The organism is Arcicella lustrica (assembly GCF_034930985.1).
GTDB lineage: Bacteria > Bacteroidota > Bacteroidia > Cytophagales > Spirosomataceae > Arcicella > Arcicella lustrica.
Genome location: NZ_JAYGIM010000013.1, coordinates 1 through 18,970, shown reverse-complemented (window position 1 = coordinate 18,970; position 18,970 = coordinate 1). Strand labels below are relative to the sequence as shown.

Genomic DNA, 18,970 nt, shown 5'->3' with positions numbered 1-18,970 from the left:
TATTATTTTAAACCTTCACTCAACCAAACACCATTTTCTTCAACGCTTAAACGTACTTCTCTTCCACAAGGCAATGCCCAATTTTCTGGTTCATGTCCAACAGGAAAACCATAACAAACAGGGAAATTATATGCTGCCACAGCATCTTGAATAATTTCATTAGCATTTTTTCCGAACTGTACTTCATTGTCTTCTAAATCAGAAAAATGTCCGACAATCAAACCTGCTAAAGATTGTAATTTCCCAGCACGTTTCAATTGAATCATCATGCGGTCGATAGAGTATAAGTATTCGCCGACGTCTTCTAAAAATAGAATTTTTCCATCAGTATCAATATCTGAGTTTGAGCCTATGATATGAGTAAGTATGGCAAGGTTTCCACCCACTAATTGTCCTTTGGCAATTCCTTTTCTATTTAATGAATATGCGGGAATATTATAATTTACACCTTCTCCGAAAAGTACTTTTCTGAGTGTTTCTAAAGCAAATTCTCCGCCATCTTGCATAAATAATTTTAGCATGGTCGAGTGAATACTTTCAATACCAAGCGTGTGAATATGACAAAGTACAGCTGTAATATCTGAAAAACCAGTAACCCATTTTGGGTTTTGGATGAAGTTTGTGAAATCAATTGTATCTAATAATCGTGAACTTCCATAGCCACCTCTTGCAGAAATAATAGCTTTAATGTTCGGGTCGTCCAACATTAATTGAAAATCGTTAGCACGAATTTCATCTGTTCCAGCAAATTGATGATACTTGCTCGTTAGCGAAGTGCCCAATACTACGTTCAATCCCCAAATATTTTCAATTACTTCAATGGCAGGTTTTATTAAATCAAAATCTACTTTACAGGCTAATGCTACCAAGCCAACGGTGTCTCCTTTTTGTAATGCTTTTGGTTGAATCATTTTAATGATAAAAGAGTATTGCTGAAAAACGCTCTAATTTTTTGTTTCGTGATGAGGATGATACTCGCTGCTTAATGGTACTTCTTGAATATCGGATAATTTTCGCAAGTCCAAAGTTACTACTCCAGCACCGGGAACATCGCTAAACATTGGAAGAAATTTTGCACCCATTACTACTTCTCGTGCATGAAATGAAGTCCGAGAATTCACCGTTTGGTTATAAGTTTCTTCTGTGGCTTTTAACAAAACCAAAAACTCGGCATCGCTTGCTAGTAAATCATCTTGCGTTAAACCAAAAAGTGGACTTTCATCTGTAATTGGATGAACGATTGTCCAATTGGCAGGGAAAAAATTTACTTTACTTCTTTCTAATTTCAGTCCGTAATATCGTCTTACAGTTTTACCATCACTTTGCTTTTTGAGCATCGATACCGCCAATTCCACCTGAATGTCGATTAATTGTCTATCTTGTTCATTTACAATCCTAAACATAAAGCCAGTAATATCCAAATAAGGCGCAATAACGGCTTTGTCAGAATATAAAACTCTGGCAACTGGTCTTGAAAAACGTCCATACAATAAACTGGTAGCCAAGGCAAAAATCAATAACCCTAATAAAGATTCAATGGCGGCGATGGTACTTGCGCCAAAACCAATAGGGGCGATTCTTCCATAACCTACGGTAGTGAGTGTTTGGGAAGAAAAGAAAAAGGCATCCATAAAACCAGAGCCTTTTGTCGATAAATCAACGCCTTGCAGGTGTTCAATGCCAACGGCTTGATAAAGACAAGCGAAAATAAAATTTAGGATTAAGTAAAAGGCAACAATGAGTGTGAAAAAACGTTTCCAAGAACAAATAATTAACTCATTGAAAATATTATAACGTCCCCAAAAATTACCACCAATTCGTTTAACATTGAAACTGCCATCACGATTTAATAAGCGAGTATCAGGGTCTGTGATTTGAGTCCCAAAGCCCAAATCGTTGCGTTTTTCTTCTGCCTCAACAAGTTTACTTTTTTTGTGTCGAAGTATAGCCATGAATTTTTTTGAAGTCAATAACGGTTAAAGATAATTATTGAAAGTAAAACAGTTGACCGTTTACTCAAAAATCTTTGTAAGGAAAACAAACCTTTTGTAAATTGCTAACGTATAGCAAAGATGTTTTTCGGGCAAAAAGAATTGTTTATAAAAAGCTTTTGAAGAATGAAATGCTATTTACAAGAAATTATATTTGGCATTATCTTGAAAAGTGTTAGAATGAAAATTACTTTATCTAATTATCTTTGTAAATAGGGGTACTATTTTCTCCAGTATTTTTGAATTGCAACACTTTGTTGGCTCATTTTAATATTCAATTTTTTAGATTATTGTGCTAAGAATCATGAAAAACATATTTGTAACATTATTTTTTTGTCTGATGGCTTTTGTTGGAAAAGCACAAGTAACAGCAGCTAAACCAGTTAAAGCTAAAATCAATTGGATGACTTTGGAACAAGCTTTTGCTGCAACAGAAAAAGAACCACGCAAAATTTTAGTAGATGTATATACTGGCTGGTGTGGTTGGTGCAAAGTGATGGACCAAAAAACATTTACAGACGAAAAAGTAGTAGAGTTCGTCAATCAAAAATATTATGCAGTAAAATTGGATGCCGAAATGAAAGATACTCTTAGAATTGGCAAACAACAATATATTTGGGAGAATGGCTATAACCAAGCAGGAGTAGCACTTTTACAAGGCAAAATGAGCTTTCCGACGATTGTATATTTGGATGAAAAATTCAATATGATTCAACCTGTGGCGGGTTATCAAGAAGCCAAACAGTTTCATCAAGTAATTACTTTTTTTGGCGACGACCACTATCGTAAAGGCGATTGGGACAAGTATCAAAAAGAAATATATCCTAAACAGTACGTTGTAGAGAACAAGCAGTAAGCCAATGCGAAAAGTATTGCTGAAATAATTAAGGTTTATTCTTATTTTTAATATTTAGAGTTTGTCGAGTTTTTTTGTAAATTCCCTTATTATTTCTTATTTCACAACAAACCAAAATGAAAATAAACCTTTACTTTTTTTTAATTTTAATACTTATTACTTCAACAGCTGCATTCAGTCCATTAGTGGATGAAGACGAAGAATTAATTGAAACCTTCAAGCAAATTAATGATGAAGTATTAGCCAACAGTCGTGCTTACGAAACTTTGGGAGATGCCTGCAAAACAATTGGACACCGTCTTACGGGAAGTTCAAACGGAAAAAAAGCAGAAGAATATACTTATAATTTGCTGAAATCGTATGGTTTCAAAGATGTAAAGTATCAGCCATTTCAAGTAGAAGCTTGGTCGAGAGATACCGTTACCTTATCAATCGCTCCAAAGAAAAGTGACAATTTTCAAGATGTAGAAGTAGTATCTTTAGCAATGACACCCGTTGAAGCAAAAGTTACTGCGGAATTGGTAGATGTTGGTAATGGATTAGAACCAGATTTTCAAGCAGTAAAAGAACAGCTTCCTGGCAAAATCGCTTTAGTGAATCTTGGATTATTAGCACCTTTTAAAGGTACTCGTAATTTGCATCGTTCAGAAAAAACAGCCTTAGCCATGCAATATGGTGCGGCAGGAGTAATTTTTGTGAATACTGTAAAAGGAAATGTCTTATTAACAGGTACAGCTTCGGTTACAGGTAGTTTAATTGCGATTCCTGCGGTTTGTGTTTCTTTAGAAAGTGGCATCAGAATCCGTTCTTGGATGAGCGAACAACCCAATTTGATGGGAGTAATTGATATGAAGAACTTTAGTAAAATGATTAAAGCTCGTAATGTGATTGCAACTATCAAAGGAGATAACAAAAAGTACCGTGATGAGAAAATCGTAATTGGTGGTCATCTTGATTCATGGGATTTAGCTACTGGTGCATTGGATAATGGTATTGGTTCATTTTCTATTTTAGATATTGCTCGTGCTTTCAAAGCCTTGAATTTGAAATCTAAAAGAACGATTGAATTTGTGATGTTCATGGGTGAAGAAGAAGGACTATTGGGTTCAAAAGCGATGATTGAAAAAAGTAAAAGAAATAATTCGCTAGAGAAAGTAGCCTTTATGTTTAATCTGGATATGGCGAATAACGCTAATGGATTCAACACATCAGGTAGGGAAGAAATGGTAGCATTGTTTACTAAAATAGGAGAGTACATGAAAAAGGCTTCTCCAGAATATAAAAACAATGTAATCAATCAAGCGGGGCTTCATTCAGACCATCAAAGTTTTATGTTGGAAGGTATTCCAACGGCTTCGCCAATTGGTGGAATTTCGCCGGATGCAGTAGGGTGTTATCATGCCAATTGTGACCGTTTTGATTTAATCAACAAAAATGAAATGGTAAATACTGTAAGATATACAGCGATGATGTTGTACGGAATTGCCAATGTTGATAAAATTCCAGCAAAGAAATTAGACTTTTACTCGACGAGAGATTTTTTCATAAAACAAAACCTTAGAAAAGAATTAGAACTTGGTAGAGAATGGAAATGGGGAACTGAAGAATAATGTATTTACGATATTCTGAAACATTCAACCGACTGTTCGCTAATTGGTTAATCCTTAATTAATGATTTAAATAATATGGATTTTTTTGAACATAATATTGAAATTTCATCTGATACAAAAGACAATATCATTAAAGTGATTGGAGTCGGCGGAGGAGGAAGTAATGCTGTTCGTCACATGTACGAAATGGGGATTGATGACGTAGATTTTGTTGTTTGTAATACCGATTTACAGGCGCTGAATGATAACACTGTTCCTGTAAAATTACAATTAGGCGAAATCTTAACTGAAGGACTTGGAGCTGGTACAGAACCAGAACAAGGACGATTGGCAGCATTAGAAAGTGAAGCGCAAATAAAAGCACTTCTTCAACCAAGTACCAGAATGGTTTTTATTACTGCTGGTATGGGTGGAGGAACTGGTACAGGTGCTGCACCAGAAATTGCTAGAATTGCTAAAGAATTAGATATTCTAACAGTTGCTATCGTAACGGCTCCGTATTCATGGGAAGGAACTGAAAAAATTGAAGCGGCTAATCGTGGAATTGCGGAATTACAACGTACTTGTGATACTGTTTTGGTTGTTCTGAATGATAAGTTGTTAGAAATATACGAAGATTTAAACATCTTGGAAGCCTTTGAACATGCAGATGATGTATTGGCAAATGCGGCGAAATCGGTAGCGGAAGTAATTACAAAATCTGGTAAAATCAATGCTGACTTTAAAGATGTTAAGAAAGTATTGAGCAATGCTGGGCAAGCTGTAATGAGTACAGCTACGGCGAAAGGTCCAAACAGAGCAAAAGAAGTAATCGAAAAAGCCCTTGATTCACCATTATTGAATAATCGTGATATTAAAGGTGCAAAACGTATTCTTGTTACAATTGCTACCAGCGAGCAAAAAGTAATGGCGGTAAAAGAACAAACGGCTATTACTGCACATATCATGGAAGCCATCGGAAATTCTCCTGCTGGATTCAAACTCGGTTTTATCATTGATAATAATCTTGGTGATGATATGAGTATCACGGTAATTGCAGCGGGCTTTGATTTACCTGATGGTCCTGTCCGTACTCCTATAAAACAAGGGTTAAATGGGAATCATGCCAAAAAAGGTTTGAAAGAGCCTGTAACCTTGCAAATTTCAAAAGTTGAGGAAGAAGTGTACGAAGAAGAAGAGGAGGAGGTAATTGAAGAGGAAAAACAAGCTATAAAACATGTTTTCCCACCTCGTGAAGATGATACACCAAGACTTCGTAAAATGATTGACGATTTCTCGAATAAAATGCCAACAGATATTGAAGATTACGACACGCCAGCTTTTCAGCGTTATAATGTTAAATTGTTAGATATTTCTGAAATATTAGAGCTTGATTATCAGACACATTCATTATAGTTGTAATTGATAGATTTTAACATACCAATCCCGCAAGCGCCAATTCTTGTGGGATTTTTATTAAACAGTATTTCAATTTTCACAATAGATAAATCAATGAAAAAAATCTTGTTATTATTGCTTACTTGTTTTGTGTTTGTAAATGTTCAGGCTCAGGACAAAATAAAAGAGCTCACAGAGGAAAGAGAAATCTTGTATCAGAAATATAAAGAATCAGAAAATTTGTCAACAGGGCTTTTTGGCAATCGTTCAAAAGATGATATGCAAAAAACCATAGAGGCTTTAACCGAAATTATTGATAAAGACAACGAAATTCTCAACGAGTACAAAAGCATTCAATCAAATGCTACTGCCGCTTTTACTGATAAGTATAACCAATTGATTCAAGAGAATAATGATTTGACACAAAAGAATCATGATTTGGTAGAATTGACGGAAAGACACAAGGGCTTTTCAAAAGAGAATCATCAAATGTTAGAAGAAATTGAGAAGTACCAAGGTTTGTATATCGCCTTGTTGGGCTTTTCGGTGTTGCTGGCAATCATCTATATCATCAAATATTTTAGTTTGAAAAGTAAATTAAAGAATTCGGAGAAGTAATATTATGCTGAGAGCAATCGACTTTCTTGTGCGTGGTTTCTGTCTTCATAAATCACCTCACAGAAACACCACATCTTGAATAATTTTCTCTCCAACTTCTTTATTGATTAGTTCGATAATTTTATTTTTTGCCATCAATAATTCATTTCGAAGTGGAGCAGAATCTAACTGAATAAACAATTTTCCATCATTAATATAGATTTGTGTGGTTCGAGAAGCAATTGGCGAACCCATAATTTTTTCCCAATAAGCTACAATATATGTTTCGTTAAATTTAGAACGGATTTTATATAGCTCAAGCATATCTTCGATAGCATCCTTCAACGAGGACGTACCTGTCTTTCTACGAGCATTTTCTTTATTATATTGATATACTTTCGACATGACTTTACAGCAATTGAAACTTGATGAGTGCCAAAGTTAAGAGATTTTGTTATTGTAAGTGCCAATAAATTAAACCTTAGCCATTAAATTAATAATACAACCGAATGTCTAATCTTTTTTTATATATCCAAGTACGTAATAATCGGAATAATATTACTTATAATAATGAGTCGATTGATTTTGTCAAGAAAACAAAACCATCAGTTATTGTTTATGATATTGATAACCACTCTGATAATTTAACGTTTCATTATGCCAACAGCTTGATAAAAGAAGCTGAGAAAGTACTTGTATTTTTTGAATTAGAAGAAGATGCAAGTCTGAAACAAATGATGGCATTGCTTAACAATTTATTAGACAAACCCGATAGCCTAAAGCTTCTGATAAAAGGAAACAATGAGCGATTAGAAAAAACAATAAGTATTTTAGACTATCAGAAAATCAAAGAAAATACTCATGAAATTAACATCCTAGAAACAATCCTTAGGGAGTTTTTATGAAAAAAATACATTCATTGAAAAGTTATATACATTCATTGAAAAGTCAAATTCTTGAAATAGTACTGCAAATATCTTTCAAAATGCTTGTATTTATTGTTATAGTACAATACATAGGTTTTGTTGAATATTTTTTTTAAAAAAACTTCATACAGAAGGTATCATAATTAAAAGAATTTTGTGTTAGTTTTGTCATTACCTAAAACAAGATATTTCAAAAGAATCTTTTGCGTTTAGGTTATTTTCATTATTTTTATTTTAAAAATCACCTAAAACTGTTTTTTAACTTAAACCCAAAAATTACCAAACTAATGAGTACACAAGCAAAAACTCCAGCTGCTAAACCAGCAGCACCAGCTCAAAAAAAATCAGGCGGCATTTCAGCAGGCTTGGTTATTGTAATTCTTTTTGTTATTGCACAGTTATTTTTCCGTTTTGTGATGGGAGATGGTTCACGTTTTGAAGGCGGAACTAACGAAGGTCACCCACACCAAGGAGATTTTTTAGCTCTTGCATTTAAAGGTGGTGATATTGTACCAATCCTTTTAACTTGTTTCTTAACAGCTTTAACATTCTCTATCGAGCGTCTTATTACAATCAGTAAAGCAAAAGGAAGTGGTGATGTTAACGCATTTGTTCGTAAAATTCAAGCTCTTCTTGACAAAGACGATACTGAAGCAGCATTGAAAGAGTGTGACAAACAAAAAGGTTCAGTAGGAAACGTTACTTTAGCTGCTGTTAAAAAATACAAGCAGTTAACAAGTGATGGTTCTTTGGACAAAGAACAAAAATTAGCAGCTCTTAGCAAAGAAGTTGAAGAAGCTACTTCATTGGAATTGCCAATGTTAGAGAAAAACTTAACTATCATTGCTACGTTAGCTTCAGTTTCTACGCTAATCGGTCTTTTAGGAACAGTAGTTGGTATGATTAAAGCGTTCTCGGCTTTAGGTAACTCAGGAGGTTCAACTGACTCAACTGCATTGGCAAATGGTATCTCTGAAGCCCTAATCAATACTGCATTAGGTATCGGTACATCTGCAGTTTGTATTATCGCTTATAACTTCTTTACGTCTAAAATTGACGAATTAACTTATAGCGTTGATGAAATTGGTTTAAGTATCAACCAAAACTATGCAACTCACCATAATTAATAGTTATTGTGTTAAGCGCTAAGTGTTATAGGTTTATTTCTATGACGCTATCTAATAACTTATAACTAAACAAGATTATGCCAAAAGTTAAAGCAAAACGACAAAGTGTTTCTCTAGACATGACAGCGATGTGCGATGTGGCGTTCTTGTTACTTACTTTCTTCATGCTTACTGCAAAGTTTAAACCTGAAGAAGCCGTAACAATCGTTCCACCGTCATCTATTTCAGAGAAAACAATAACTGGCGAAAAAGGAATCCTTACTATATCAGTTAGTACTGAAGGTGGTATTTTTTTAGGAACAGACGATAAAGCTGCAAAGGATTATATGTTGGAAAGAATGGCAAACCGCCTTTCTGTACCAGTTTCTGCTGAAATGAAGAAGAATTATGATGCTTCTGAAATCGTAGGATATCCAGCAGGCGCAATGCGTCAAATCTTAGGAATGAAACCTTCTGATGCAAAAGCAAAAGGGCTTTTGAAAGGAATTCCTTGTGATTCAGCCAATAATGAACTTTTCCTTTGGGTTAGTTATGCAAAAATTTCTAATCCAGGATTAAAGGTAGCTATTAAAGGTGATGCTAATTCAAACTATAAAGTATTCAACCAAGTAGTTGGTACTTTACAGGAACAGAATATTAACACATTCCAATTGGTTACATCTCCTGAAGGTAGACCTCAATAGATTTTATTTAGTTGTACTCAGTAGTTTTAACCCTGCCTCTCTTTGAAAGGCAGGGTCTTATAAAACCTATCTGAGTATCATTAACTACCAACAATTAAACCCCAATACAATGGCAGAAATAAGTCAAGACGGTGGGGGCAAAAAAGGCGGTAAGAAACGCAGTAAAAAAGCGTCAACCAAAATTGACATGACTCCCATGGTAGATTTGGGTTTCTTATTGATTACCTTTTTTATGTTAACCACGACGTTAGCAAAGCCCGTAGTAATGCAGTTGAATATGCCTGATAAAACAGAGAAGGAAGAAAAATCAGAAGTTAAAATGTCTGAAACCTTAACTGTGATGCCTGATGCCGAGAAAGTATATTACTATCAAGGTTTACCGACAGAAGCATCAACTCAACTTCAGAAAACAAATTATTCTAAAGACGGAATTAGAACCGTTTTATTCGACTATAAAAGACGAGTAGGTGATAATTTTACGATTGTGATTAAAGCGACAAAAGGAGCTAAGTATAAGAATATGGTAGATTTGCTTGATGAATGTGCTATTACTAGTAACAAGCGTTATGCAATTCTTGAAATTGATCCAGATTCTGAAAAACTAATCAAAAAATCAGGTCTTTAATAAAAATTAGAATAAAACTAAAAAAATAGTTCAAAGTATTTTGAAAACTAAATTAATAGTTTTATCTTAGTTCAATGAATATTTAATTTGATGGTTTTCTATATTTGAAATTCATTCAAGTTGAAAAACATTAACAGTATTAACATCAGAAATTATGTCAAACGTAATAAGCCAAAATGCAACGTTGGATGACATTATTTTTAAGAATAAGAACAAAGAATATGGTGCTTATATCTTAAGAAAATCTTATCCGAAAGTGGTTTCACGTTCTCTGATAATTGGTATAGCTTCGGTTTCTTCTCTTTTTGCATTATCATTTATTTATAATAAAATCAATGAACAATTAGCAAAAGCAAAAACTGAGGTAACTGCTGAAGTAATGAAAATTGATCAGCCACCACCAGAGAATAAAACTCCACCACCACCACCACCACCACCACCGCCGCCACCACCAAAAGAATTACCAAAGGTGACGACAACGAAATTCTTACCTCCTGAAATCAAAAAAGATGAAGAGGTAACAAAACCAGAACCACCTCCTGAAGAGGTAAAAGGTAACACTGCTTCTGAAACTGTAAAAGGAGAAACCGAAGATGCTGGACCTCCAGTAGATCCGGATGCAAGAGGGACAGCTCCTGAAGCACCAGTTGAACCACCAAAACCGAAAGAAGAAGAAATCTTTACAGCGGTAGAACAACAAGCAGAATTCCCAGGTGGTATGGGTGCTTTTGGTAAATTCTTACAGAAAAACTTGAAATACCCAGCTGCCGCTCAGCGTGCAAACGTTTCTGGTAAAGTATATATTCAATTCGTTGTAAATACTGATGGTAGTATCCAAAACGTAGATGTACTTAAATCAGTAGGTTTTGGTTGCGATGAAGAAGCTGTTAGAGTAATTAAATCAGTACCGAAATGGACTCCAGGTAAACAGTCTGGTCGTGCAGTTCGTTCTAGATTTACAGTACCAATTAGCTTTGTGCTTTCTGAATAGTTTCTATTCTTGAGCATTAAGGAAACAATGAAAACCTGTCAGCAATCTGACAGGTTTCATTTTTCAAAGGGAATCAGTTTTTGTTTTTTATTTCGTTATGTATGTAGAGATAAAGTATGAGACATCAATGATGGTACTTAAATAAGAGTTATACTTTCAATGAAATGCCTCATTCTTTACTTATACATAATAATTCATATCTCAATCTAAAAAAATGCCTAGCAGAATTTTTGTGCTTGTTAATGTATTAATGGCTCTTTCTTACTCAGTAATTGGAGCGCTTTTGATACTTTATCCAGAGTCAGCTTTTTCACAAATGATGTTACCTTCTCCGTTGTATGCTTACGCTTTGGGGGCATTACTTTTATTGTATGGTATTTTTAGAGCATGGCGAGTGTATATCAAAATGAATGAGGAAAATGATGAGGGAGAAGATAAGTACTCGCATTATGAAGATAAACATTAAGTTAATTTGAAATAAAGCAATAAACAATCACAAAAACCATGAAAACTCTATTAAATCTACCTTGTTGTATTCTGTTGGCAATCACAGTATTTTCTTGCGGAAGAAGTACTGATAAGGATGGAAAAGAACTAGACACACCTGCTAAAGGAGAAATTACTGTAGCTGTAGATGAATCTTTTCGCCCAATTATTGAAGCGGAAAAAATGGCTTTTCAAGAAACGTTTCCTTATACTAAAATCAATTTAGTATTTAAACCAGAAGGAGAAGCTGTAGCAATGTTATTAAATGACAAAGCGAGGGTTGCTGTAATTACAAGAGAATTAAACGAAACGGAAAAGAAAGTATATGCTGACGATAAAATCACTTACAGAAGTTTCAAATTTGCTGGTGATGCTTTGGCATTAATTACCAATAAAGAAAATCGAGATTCAACGATTACTGTTCAAGAACTTGAAGCAATCATGAAAGGAGAAAAAAAGAAATGGTCTGAAATTGGTAAAGGTGGTTCGAGCGAAGATATAGTACTAGTTTTTGATGGAACAAGTTCAAGTAACCTTACTTTTTTAGTAGAGAAATTTGGAATAAATAAGAATGATAAAGTGTCGTTTTTTGCTGCAAAATCAAACGAACAAGTAATTGATTATGTTAAATCGCATAAAAATGCGATGGGAGTTATTGGTACAAACTGGATTAGTGATGGAGATGATCCAGCATCTTTGGGTTTTATTAGAGAAATAAATGTAATGTCAGTTGCAGAAAAAGCTAGTACAAACCCTGAAGATTATTATCAACCATTTGGTTATAACCTTGCTTTAAAAAGATATCCACTCATCCGCCAGATTAAGTTAATATTAAAAGAACCTTATATGGGGCTTGGAACAGGATTTATTAATTATATGTGTCTTGAACAAGGACAATTAATTGTTTTAAAAGGTGGGCTTTTACCACTTACGAAACCACTTCAGATAAGACAAGTAAAGACAAATTAGGTCGATTGGCATAGTTTTTTATCGAAATATTTAAAAGGTAATACTTAATTTTTAATAGAAGTATTTAAAAATGCTTCAATGCGAATAAAATTTTGACTTATTGTAACAATTTTTTAATTTAATTTTTTGTTTTGTTCCAAATTCAGAAGATATTTTGGAAATTTGTGTAAGAAAAAGAATTACCTGATTTTATATACTTATTTTAATTACTTACAACTAAAACATTAAAAAAATGGAAGTAAAGATTAAATCTCTGTTGGTGGCTGCAAGTTTGTTGTTTGCCGTTGCGGTAAATGGACAAACGGTTCAGCAAGGCTTAGCGCAGTTGGACGGAGACCAGCCAAATAAAGCGAAAGCGACATTTACCGCATTATTAGCTGCTAATAATACGGGTGAAAATTTATATTATTTAGGATATGCTCATTTGCGTGCAGGTGAATTAGATGAAGCGAAAGCTACTTTTGAAAAAGGTATCGCTGCTGAACCTAAACAACCTTTAAATGCTGTAGGTTTGGCTACTTTGATGTTGGCTAAAAAAGATGGTGCTGGTGCAAAAGCTGCTTTTGATAAAATTTTGGCTGATACCAAAATGAAAAATGCAGAAGTAATGTTCCGTATTGCTGAAGCTTACACAATGTATGAGGAAACAAATGACCCAGGTGAAGCAATCCGTTTGATTGATTTGATCACAGAAAAGACTAAAAAGCCTTTAACTGCTGATATGCAAATCGTAAAAGGAGATGCGTTTTTATTGAAAAACGATGGCGGTCCAGCGGCTTCTGCTTATGAACAATCTATCTTAGTTAATAAAACTGCAAAAGCTTATGTAAGATTAGGTGTTGTTTATTTAAGAGGTAAAAATTACCAATATACAGTAAACAATTACCAAAGCGCTTATGAAACTGATTCTTCTTTTGCTCCTTACTACAAAAGAATGGGTGAATACTATATCATTTTCAACCGTTATAAAGAATCATCTAAGTTCTTTAGAAAATACGTAGAAAGAGCAGAAGCTACTCCAGCAATCTTATTATCAACAGCTAAATTATTGTTCTTAGCGAAAGATTATGAAGGAGCGATGCAGTTTACAACACAAGCTGAGGCTGGTGGAGCAAAAGATAATGATATCTTTAGAATGAAAGGTTATTCTAATATTGAATTAGGAAATCCACAATTAGGGATAGAAAACTTAGAGCAAATGGTAAAAGCGGGTGTTAAGCCTTATTACTTAGATAATGTTTATTTCGGTAAAGGATACCAAGGCTTAAAGCAAGATTCATTAGCTATTGAATACTTTTTGAAAGCTGCTCCAGAAGATACCATCAACAACCATTATGCTTCAATCTACACGATTGTGTATGGTCAGAAAAAATATGCTAAAGCAGCTGATTATGCTTTAAAATCAATTGAATGGAAGCAAAAGAAGAAAGCTCCAATGGCAAGTGCTGATTTTTACAACGCAGCTATGGCTCTTTACTTTACAACAGCTTATACGCCAAGAGAAGATACATTGGCTAGATATAACATCGGTATGAAAGCTGATACAATGTTTGCTAATGCAATTGCTATTAACGACAAATTTGCGCCATTCTATTTATTCCGTGCTAGAACTAACAACTACGTGGATTATACTGGAACAAAATGGTTAGCGGTACCACATTATGAGAAATTCTTGGGTGTTGCAGATCCAGCAAAAGCAAACAAAGAGCAATTGTACGAAGCTTATAGATATTTAGTGGGTTATCATGCAAACGTAACAAAAGATACAGCCAAAATTCAAGAGTTTGTAGATAAAGCTGTTGCGATTAAACCTGAAGATCCAGATAAATTAAAGGAATTTTTAGCGCCAACTACTCCTGCTACACCAGCAGTGACTACTCCAGCTAAAACGCCGAAAAAATAAAATATTAAAATTTGTTTGATTCAAGGCCCTGCCATTTGGTAGGGCTTTGTTAATTTTGGGGTATTCTAAAAAACAAAATAATGTACGCACTAATCACAGGAGCCAGTAAAGGAATCGGAAAAGAGATAGCCATAGAATTGGCAAAACAAAAATATAATCTATTACTTGTTGCTAGGTCGGAAGGTTTACTTCGTGAAGTAGCCATTGAGCTTCAAGAAAAATACGGGGTAAAGGTAGATTACTTAGCGGTAGATTTAGCTACGGTTGATGTTGCCAGGCAAGTGTTTGACTGGGTTGCTAAAAATCAATATGAGGTATCGGTTTTAGTCAATAATGCTGGTTATGGTTCTGTTGGCAATTTTGATACTTATTCTATTGAACAAAATAGAGATATGATGAACCTAAACATGGCGACTTTAACAGAAATGTGCCATGTGTTTTTACCAATGCTCAAGCGCCAGTCTAAGGCTTATATCATGAACATTGCTAGTTCAACAGCTTATCAAGCTTTGCCCAAAATGGCAGTTTATGCAGCAACGAAAATTTATGTTCTGAATTTCTCAAGAGCTTTAAAGCATGAATTGAAAGATACTTCTGTATCTGTTACTTGTATTAGTCCGGGCGCAACAGATACTGGTTTTAATGATAGAGCTGCTGTACCTGCCAAAGCGAGAAAAGCAGCTGAAAAAGTAGCAATGACGCCAGAAGTAGTTGCAAAGATTTCCGTAAAAGCGATGTTTGATAAGAAAACAGAAGTGATTCCTGGTATAGTGAATAAGTTAGGAGCCTTCTTAGCTTGGCTTGCACCAAAATCTATTACTGAAAATGTAGCAGCAGGAATTTATCAATAAATATCATTAAAGCTTTCAGGCATTTATGTACCTGAAAGCTTTAATTTTCCTTCCGAATCATAAGACAACTCTTCATCTGCAATCATTTCTCGAATAATATTTTTCAATAATGCTTGATTAGCTGGTTGCATAATCTGAATAATTAACTGCAAAGTCATTGCTCCGTTCGCTAAAAGCTGTTTGATTTTTTGTTGATTACTTTTTACAAGCTCATCATCCTCAATTGTTTGCTTACTTTGCTTTTTTTGTTTCAAGCAATTATCACAAATTCCACAAGTATCATCTGTTTGCTCATCAAAGTATTCCAACAAAAGCTGGGTTCGGCATCTTTTTTCATGACTTACATAATGTCCAACTGATTTAGCTTTTTGTAAGGATTTTTCTTTACGATGATTAATTTCTTGTACTTGAAGCGGCAAATTTTTAGCATCGAATCTTGTTGTTAAAAATGTTACTTGTGGTTTATCTTTCTGTTTATCGTAAATAATTAAATCAAATTTTTCTAAACTCGAAAGCATCATTTCCACATCTTTTATCGGAACAGAATACGCTTTGGCAATATTTACTTCTGAAATCGTCAAAAAAGTACTAAATAATTCTCCGCCATACATTCTTAAAACCAATTTGATGAAGGAATCATATTTCGGATTTCTTAGCTGAAAATCATACAATTGTCGATTATCAACCTTTAAAGTAATTTTAGAAGAACTATGAAACGAATCTGAAAGTTGAATAAATCCTTCATTTTCCAGAATTTTCAAAGCAAAATAAGTATCAGTAGGAGGTAAGTCAAACCTTTTTTGAAATTCCACTAAATCAAAATCAAAACTTGAAAACTCTCCTGAACCAACAGCTAACTGAAAGAAATTTCCCAAACACTGATATGCTTTTCTCACTAATTCAATGGGCGGATAATTCTGCTGAATGTTTTTTGCTAAATTTTCAACATCAACTTGATTGAAAAGTGCCACAGCGTATGCTTTTTCGCCATCTCGTCCAGCACGACCAGCTTCTTGATAATAAGCTTCTAAAGTATCTGGTAAATCTAAATGAATAACCGTTCTTACATCTGGTTTGTCGATGCCCATTCCAAATGCGTTTGTAGCAACGATAACCCTTACTTGATTTTTAATCCAATTTGCTTGTCTTTTACTTCGTTCATCTGCACTTAATCCTGCATGATAAAATGTTGTTGTAATATTATTTTTATTCAATAAATCTGATACTTCTTGAGTTCTTCGTCGATTTCGTACATAAATAACTGAGGAGCCTTGTACGTTTTGAAGTATTTTAATAAGGCGACTTTCTTTGTCTTCTTCCTTAAAAGCGGAGTATGATAAATTTTCACGGGCAAAACTTTGTTGAAAAATAGCAGGAGAATTCATCTCTAAACGAGTTTGAATTTCTTCTTTTACTTCTTTGGTAGCAGTAGCAGTAAGTGCAATAAGTGGAACGTTCGGAATTATTTTCCTGAATTCAGCGATTTTCATGTAGGGAGGTCTGAAATCATGGCCCCATTGCGAGATACAATGTGCTTCGTCAACAGCCAAAAGATTTACTTTCATCTGTTTTACTCTTTCTATGAAAATAGTAGTTTGCAAACGTTCGGGAGAAACATATAAAAACTTTACATCGCCATAAATACAATTATCTAAGGCAATATCAATTTGATTTTTGTGCATTCCCGAAAAAATACCAATGGCAGGAATCCCTCTTCGCTTTAGTTGTTCTACTTGATCTTGAATTAAAGCAATCAATGGTGAAACTACGATACAAATGCCCTCATTCATCAAAGCGGGTACTTGAAAACACAAAGATTTTCCACCACCAGTTGGCATCAATGCCAAAGTGTCTCGTCCATCAATTACAGAACGAATGATTTCTGCTTGTAATGGACGAAAATAATCATAACCCCAATGCTGTTTTAATACTTCTTGAGCTAACATAGGTAACCAACAGATTTTCTTTATAAATATTGAAATGTGTAGAGCAGAAAAGCCTTAAATAAATGTTCCCGCCAATAATTCTTGTTTGATAGTTTTAATTCTTGAATTCAGATTAATGTGTTCAAAGTCGATTCCTTCTACGCAAATTGCGTTCAAAAAATTATGTACTTCTGGCTGATGTGCTGTTTTCTTGCCTGTAATGACATCAATATATTTTGAGGTTGTCCAAAGTACGGCCTTCAAATGCGTACAATTTTCATCCGTCATTACAAACTCAGTCACCAAAGTATCTTCATTAAAATAGATAGCCGACGAAATAATGCCAATTCTTTCACTTACTTTGGCTGAACTAACATAAGCAATTTGATGATTGTACACCACCCAAGACGTTTTGTTATGTTCAAAATAGTCATTGTAATCAAATTCATAAATAGTTGCTACTTGGTCTTCACGAGCATTGAAGAAATAATCGAAGTATTTGGCATTGTTCAAATGTTTCAAAGGGTCACAATCTTGAAACCTTACAACTGCTTTTGAATATAATTTTTTAGGATATTGTTTGTTTGGATTTAACGAGAACATACTTTTCCTGTTTAATAGCCAGTCTTTTGTGGAATGACTTTTTTATTTGAATAATTACTTACAAAAGTAGCAATTCGCTACGAATTGTAAATATTGGCTAAAACAAGTACATTAGCAACACAATATTTTTTAATACACTTCATTCATAAAGGAAGATAATCTTATAATCAAACGAATGACAAAAATATTACTAGTCGAAGACGACGATAGCTTAGGTTTTGTAGTAAAAGACAATCTAGAACAAGAAGGATACACCATCGACCTTCAAACGGATGGAAAAGCTGGACAACGAGCTTTTCAAAATAACCAATATGATATTTGCATTTTCGATGTAATGCTTCCAGAAATGGATGGTTTTTCGCTTGCTGAATTTGTAAGAGCTACAGGAAGTGATGTGCCGATTATTTTCTTAACGGCGAAATCACTAAAAGAAGATAGAATCAAGGGCTTGAAATTAGGTGCAGATGACTATCTAACCAAACCATTTAGTATTGAAGAATTGGTTTTAAGAATAGAAGCAATTCTTAAAAGAACTGGAAAGAAAACTGGACAAACGATAAATCAAGGACTTCAACTAATTGGGAAATATACTTTTGATATAAAGAATCTAAAATTGTTTTTTGAAAACGAAGTACAAGACCTTACTCATCGAGAAGCAGACTTATTGGCATTTCTAATCAATCATAAGAATGAAACACAGTCAAGAGATAAAATCTTAATTGCAATTTGGGGAGATGACGATTACTTTAAAGGTAGAAGCCTTGATGTATTCATTACTCGTTTAAGAAAGTATCTTAATAAGGACTCAAATGTCAAACTAACCAATGTTCATGGAGTAGGTTTTCGATTAGATGTATTATAAGTATCCATTTTTAGGATAGATTTTTTTATAAATTATAATAAATTCGGTCAATCATATTAACAATGGTTGATCGAATTTTTATTTAAAATGTAGGTTTTATTAAATGGTTGGAAAAAAGTTTAAATTTTTTTCAAATTTATTGTGTGTAATAAGTGTTTGATATTAAGTTATTTACGGATTATGTTGTGAATTATTTCAAAAAAAGTTTTAAAAAACTTTTGGAAGAAGTTTGGTGGTTACGGATTAATCCTACATCTTTGCACTCCCAAACGACGCCAACGGGCTGAGGGAATAAGGGGAGAGGGAGTAATTAGGAAGATAATTACTATCAAAATTTAGGAATCGGATTAAGGTTTTTAGGTTAAAGAGTTCTTTGAGGTATTGATAGAAATAGATGATTTTATTTTTTTTAATAGACAGGTTGTTTTTGTTATTGATTCTTTATTTAAGAATAGAGGGCATAGAGAAGACAACGAAACTATAGTAAGATATTTACAATGGAGAGTTTGATCCTGGCTCAGGATGAACGCTAGCGGCAGGCCTAATACATGCAAGTCGAACGGTGATAGCAATATCATAGTGGCGCAC

At 34.0% G+C, this 18,970-nt stretch carries 19 protein-coding genes and 1 rRNA gene; 15 read left to right on the top strand and 5 right to left on the bottom strand.

Annotation, left to right across the window (positions count from 1 at the left end; genetic code table 11):
- Positions 1 to 2: 2 nt before the first annotated feature.
- Positions 3 to 911 carry a S66 peptidase family protein gene (locus VB798_RS16700; protein WP_323260375.1) on the bottom strand — a complete coding sequence of 303 codons (909 nt, stop codon included), beginning with the start codon at positions 909 to 911 and terminating at the stop codon, positions 3 to 5.
- A gap of 33 nt (positions 912 to 944) precedes the next feature.
- Positions 945 to 1,952: an ion channel gene (locus VB798_RS16695; RefSeq protein WP_323260373.1), complete on the bottom strand. Its 1,008-nt coding sequence runs from the start codon at positions 1,950 to 1,952 to the stop codon at positions 945 to 947.
- A gap of 343 nt (positions 1,953 to 2,295) precedes the next feature.
- Between VB798_RS16695 and VB798_RS16690 the strand changes: the two genes are divergently transcribed.
- The 4 genes from VB798_RS16690 to VB798_RS16675 all read left to right on the top strand — a co-directional run bounded on the left by VB798_RS16690 (position 2,296) and on the right by VB798_RS16675 (position 6,452).
- A complete protein-coding gene (locus tag VB798_RS16690) occupies positions 2,296 to 2,847 on the top strand; it encodes a thioredoxin family protein (RefSeq protein ID WP_323260371.1) in 552 nt (183 codons plus the stop codon).
- Between the two features lie 116 nt (positions 2,848 to 2,963).
- The gene (locus VB798_RS16685; protein ID WP_323260369.1) at positions 2,964 to 4,457 is read left to right on the top strand and encodes a M20/M25/M40 family metallo-hydrolase; all 1,494 of its coding nucleotides are present in this window, start codon (positions 2,964 to 2,966) and stop codon (positions 4,455 to 4,457) included.
- 75 nt (positions 4,458 to 4,532) lie between these two features.
- Positions 4,533 to 5,852: a cell division protein FtsZ gene (gene ftsZ, locus VB798_RS16680; protein ID WP_323260367.1), complete on the top strand. Its 1,320-nt coding sequence runs from the start codon at positions 4,533 to 4,535 to the stop codon at positions 5,850 to 5,852.
- Positions 5,853 to 5,948: 96 nt separating this feature from the next.
- Positions 5,949 to 6,452: a hypothetical protein gene (locus VB798_RS16675; RefSeq protein ID WP_323260365.1), complete on the top strand. Its 504-nt coding sequence runs from the start codon at positions 5,949 to 5,951 to the stop codon at positions 6,450 to 6,452.
- A 57-nt stretch (positions 6,453 to 6,509) separates the two neighbouring features.
- Here VB798_RS16675 and VB798_RS16670 read toward each other — a convergent pair whose 3' ends face one another.
- On the bottom strand, positions 6,510 to 6,836 hold the full coding sequence (locus tag VB798_RS16670; RefSeq protein ID WP_323260363.1) for a DUF721 domain-containing protein: 327 nt from the start codon (positions 6,834 to 6,836) through the stop codon (positions 6,510 to 6,512).
- Positions 6,837 to 6,940: 104 nt separating this feature from the next.
- Here VB798_RS16670 and VB798_RS16665 point away from each other — a divergent pair, with 104 nt between their 5' ends.
- From VB798_RS16665 to VB798_RS16625, 9 genes are all read left to right on the top strand, one after another.
- Positions 6,941 to 7,336, top strand: coding sequence for a hypothetical protein (locus tag VB798_RS16665; protein WP_323260362.1), 396 nt, complete (start codon positions 6,941 to 6,943; stop codon positions 7,334 to 7,336).
- A 308-nt stretch (positions 7,337 to 7,644) separates the two neighbouring features.
- Complete coding sequence (locus tag VB798_RS16660; RefSeq protein ID WP_323260360.1) at positions 7,645 to 8,484, top strand: MotA/TolQ/ExbB proton channel family protein; 840 nt, start codon at positions 7,645 to 7,647, stop codon at positions 8,482 to 8,484.
- 77 nt (positions 8,485 to 8,561) lie between these two features.
- The gene (locus VB798_RS16655) at positions 8,562 to 9,167 is read left to right on the top strand and encodes an ExbD/TolR family protein (protein WP_323260358.1); all 606 of its coding nucleotides are present in this window, start codon (positions 8,562 to 8,564) and stop codon (positions 9,165 to 9,167) included.
- A gap of 109 nt (positions 9,168 to 9,276) precedes the next feature.
- Entirely contained in the window at positions 9,277 to 9,792 is a 516-nt protein-coding gene (locus tag VB798_RS16650; protein ID WP_323260355.1) for an ExbD/TolR family protein, read from the top strand.
- A 154-nt stretch (positions 9,793 to 9,946) separates the two neighbouring features.
- Positions 9,947 to 10,783, top strand: a complete 837-nt coding sequence (locus VB798_RS16645; protein ID WP_323260354.1) for an energy transducer TonB — start codon at positions 9,947 to 9,949, stop codon at positions 10,781 to 10,783.
- Between the two features lie 214 nt (positions 10,784 to 10,997).
- Positions 10,998 to 11,249, top strand: a complete 252-nt coding sequence (locus tag VB798_RS16640) for a hypothetical protein (protein ID WP_323260351.1) — start codon at positions 10,998 to 11,000, stop codon at positions 11,247 to 11,249.
- A gap of 38 nt (positions 11,250 to 11,287) precedes the next feature.
- Positions 11,288 to 12,238: a PstS family phosphate ABC transporter substrate-binding protein gene (locus VB798_RS16635; RefSeq protein WP_323260350.1), complete on the top strand. Its 951-nt coding sequence runs from the start codon at positions 11,288 to 11,290 to the stop codon at positions 12,236 to 12,238.
- 232 nt (positions 12,239 to 12,470) lie between these two features.
- Positions 12,471 to 14,141 carry a tetratricopeptide repeat protein gene (locus tag VB798_RS16630; protein ID WP_323260348.1) on the top strand — a complete coding sequence of 557 codons (1,671 nt, stop codon included), beginning with the start codon at positions 12,471 to 12,473 and terminating at the stop codon, positions 14,139 to 14,141.
- A gap of 80 nt (positions 14,142 to 14,221) precedes the next feature.
- Positions 14,222 to 14,992, top strand: a complete 771-nt coding sequence (locus tag VB798_RS16625) for an SDR family NAD(P)-dependent oxidoreductase (RefSeq protein ID WP_323260346.1) — start codon at positions 14,222 to 14,224, stop codon at positions 14,990 to 14,992.
- 23 nt (positions 14,993 to 15,015) lie between these two features.
- On the opposite strand, the gene VB798_RS16620 is transcribed toward VB798_RS16625, so the two are convergent.
- A complete protein-coding gene (locus VB798_RS16620) occupies positions 15,016 to 16,938 on the bottom strand; it encodes a RecQ family ATP-dependent DNA helicase (RefSeq protein ID WP_323260343.1) in 1,923 nt (640 codons plus the stop codon).
- 54 nt (positions 16,939 to 16,992) lie between these two features.
- On the bottom strand, positions 16,993 to 17,520 hold the full coding sequence (locus VB798_RS16615) for an acyl-CoA thioesterase (protein WP_323260342.1): 528 nt from the start codon (positions 17,518 to 17,520) through the stop codon (positions 16,993 to 16,995).
- A 175-nt stretch (positions 17,521 to 17,695) separates the two neighbouring features.
- On the opposite strand from VB798_RS16615, the gene VB798_RS16610 reads away from it, so the two are divergent.
- Together VB798_RS16610 and VB798_RS16605 are read left to right on the top strand one after the other, a co-directional pair.
- On the top strand, positions 17,696 to 18,382 hold the full coding sequence (locus VB798_RS16610) for a response regulator transcription factor (RefSeq protein WP_323260340.1): 687 nt from the start codon (positions 17,696 to 17,698) through the stop codon (positions 18,380 to 18,382).
- A 494-nt stretch (positions 18,383 to 18,876) separates the two neighbouring features.
- Positions 18,877 to 18,970, top strand: a 16S ribosomal RNA gene (locus VB798_RS16605); the annotation flags it as partial.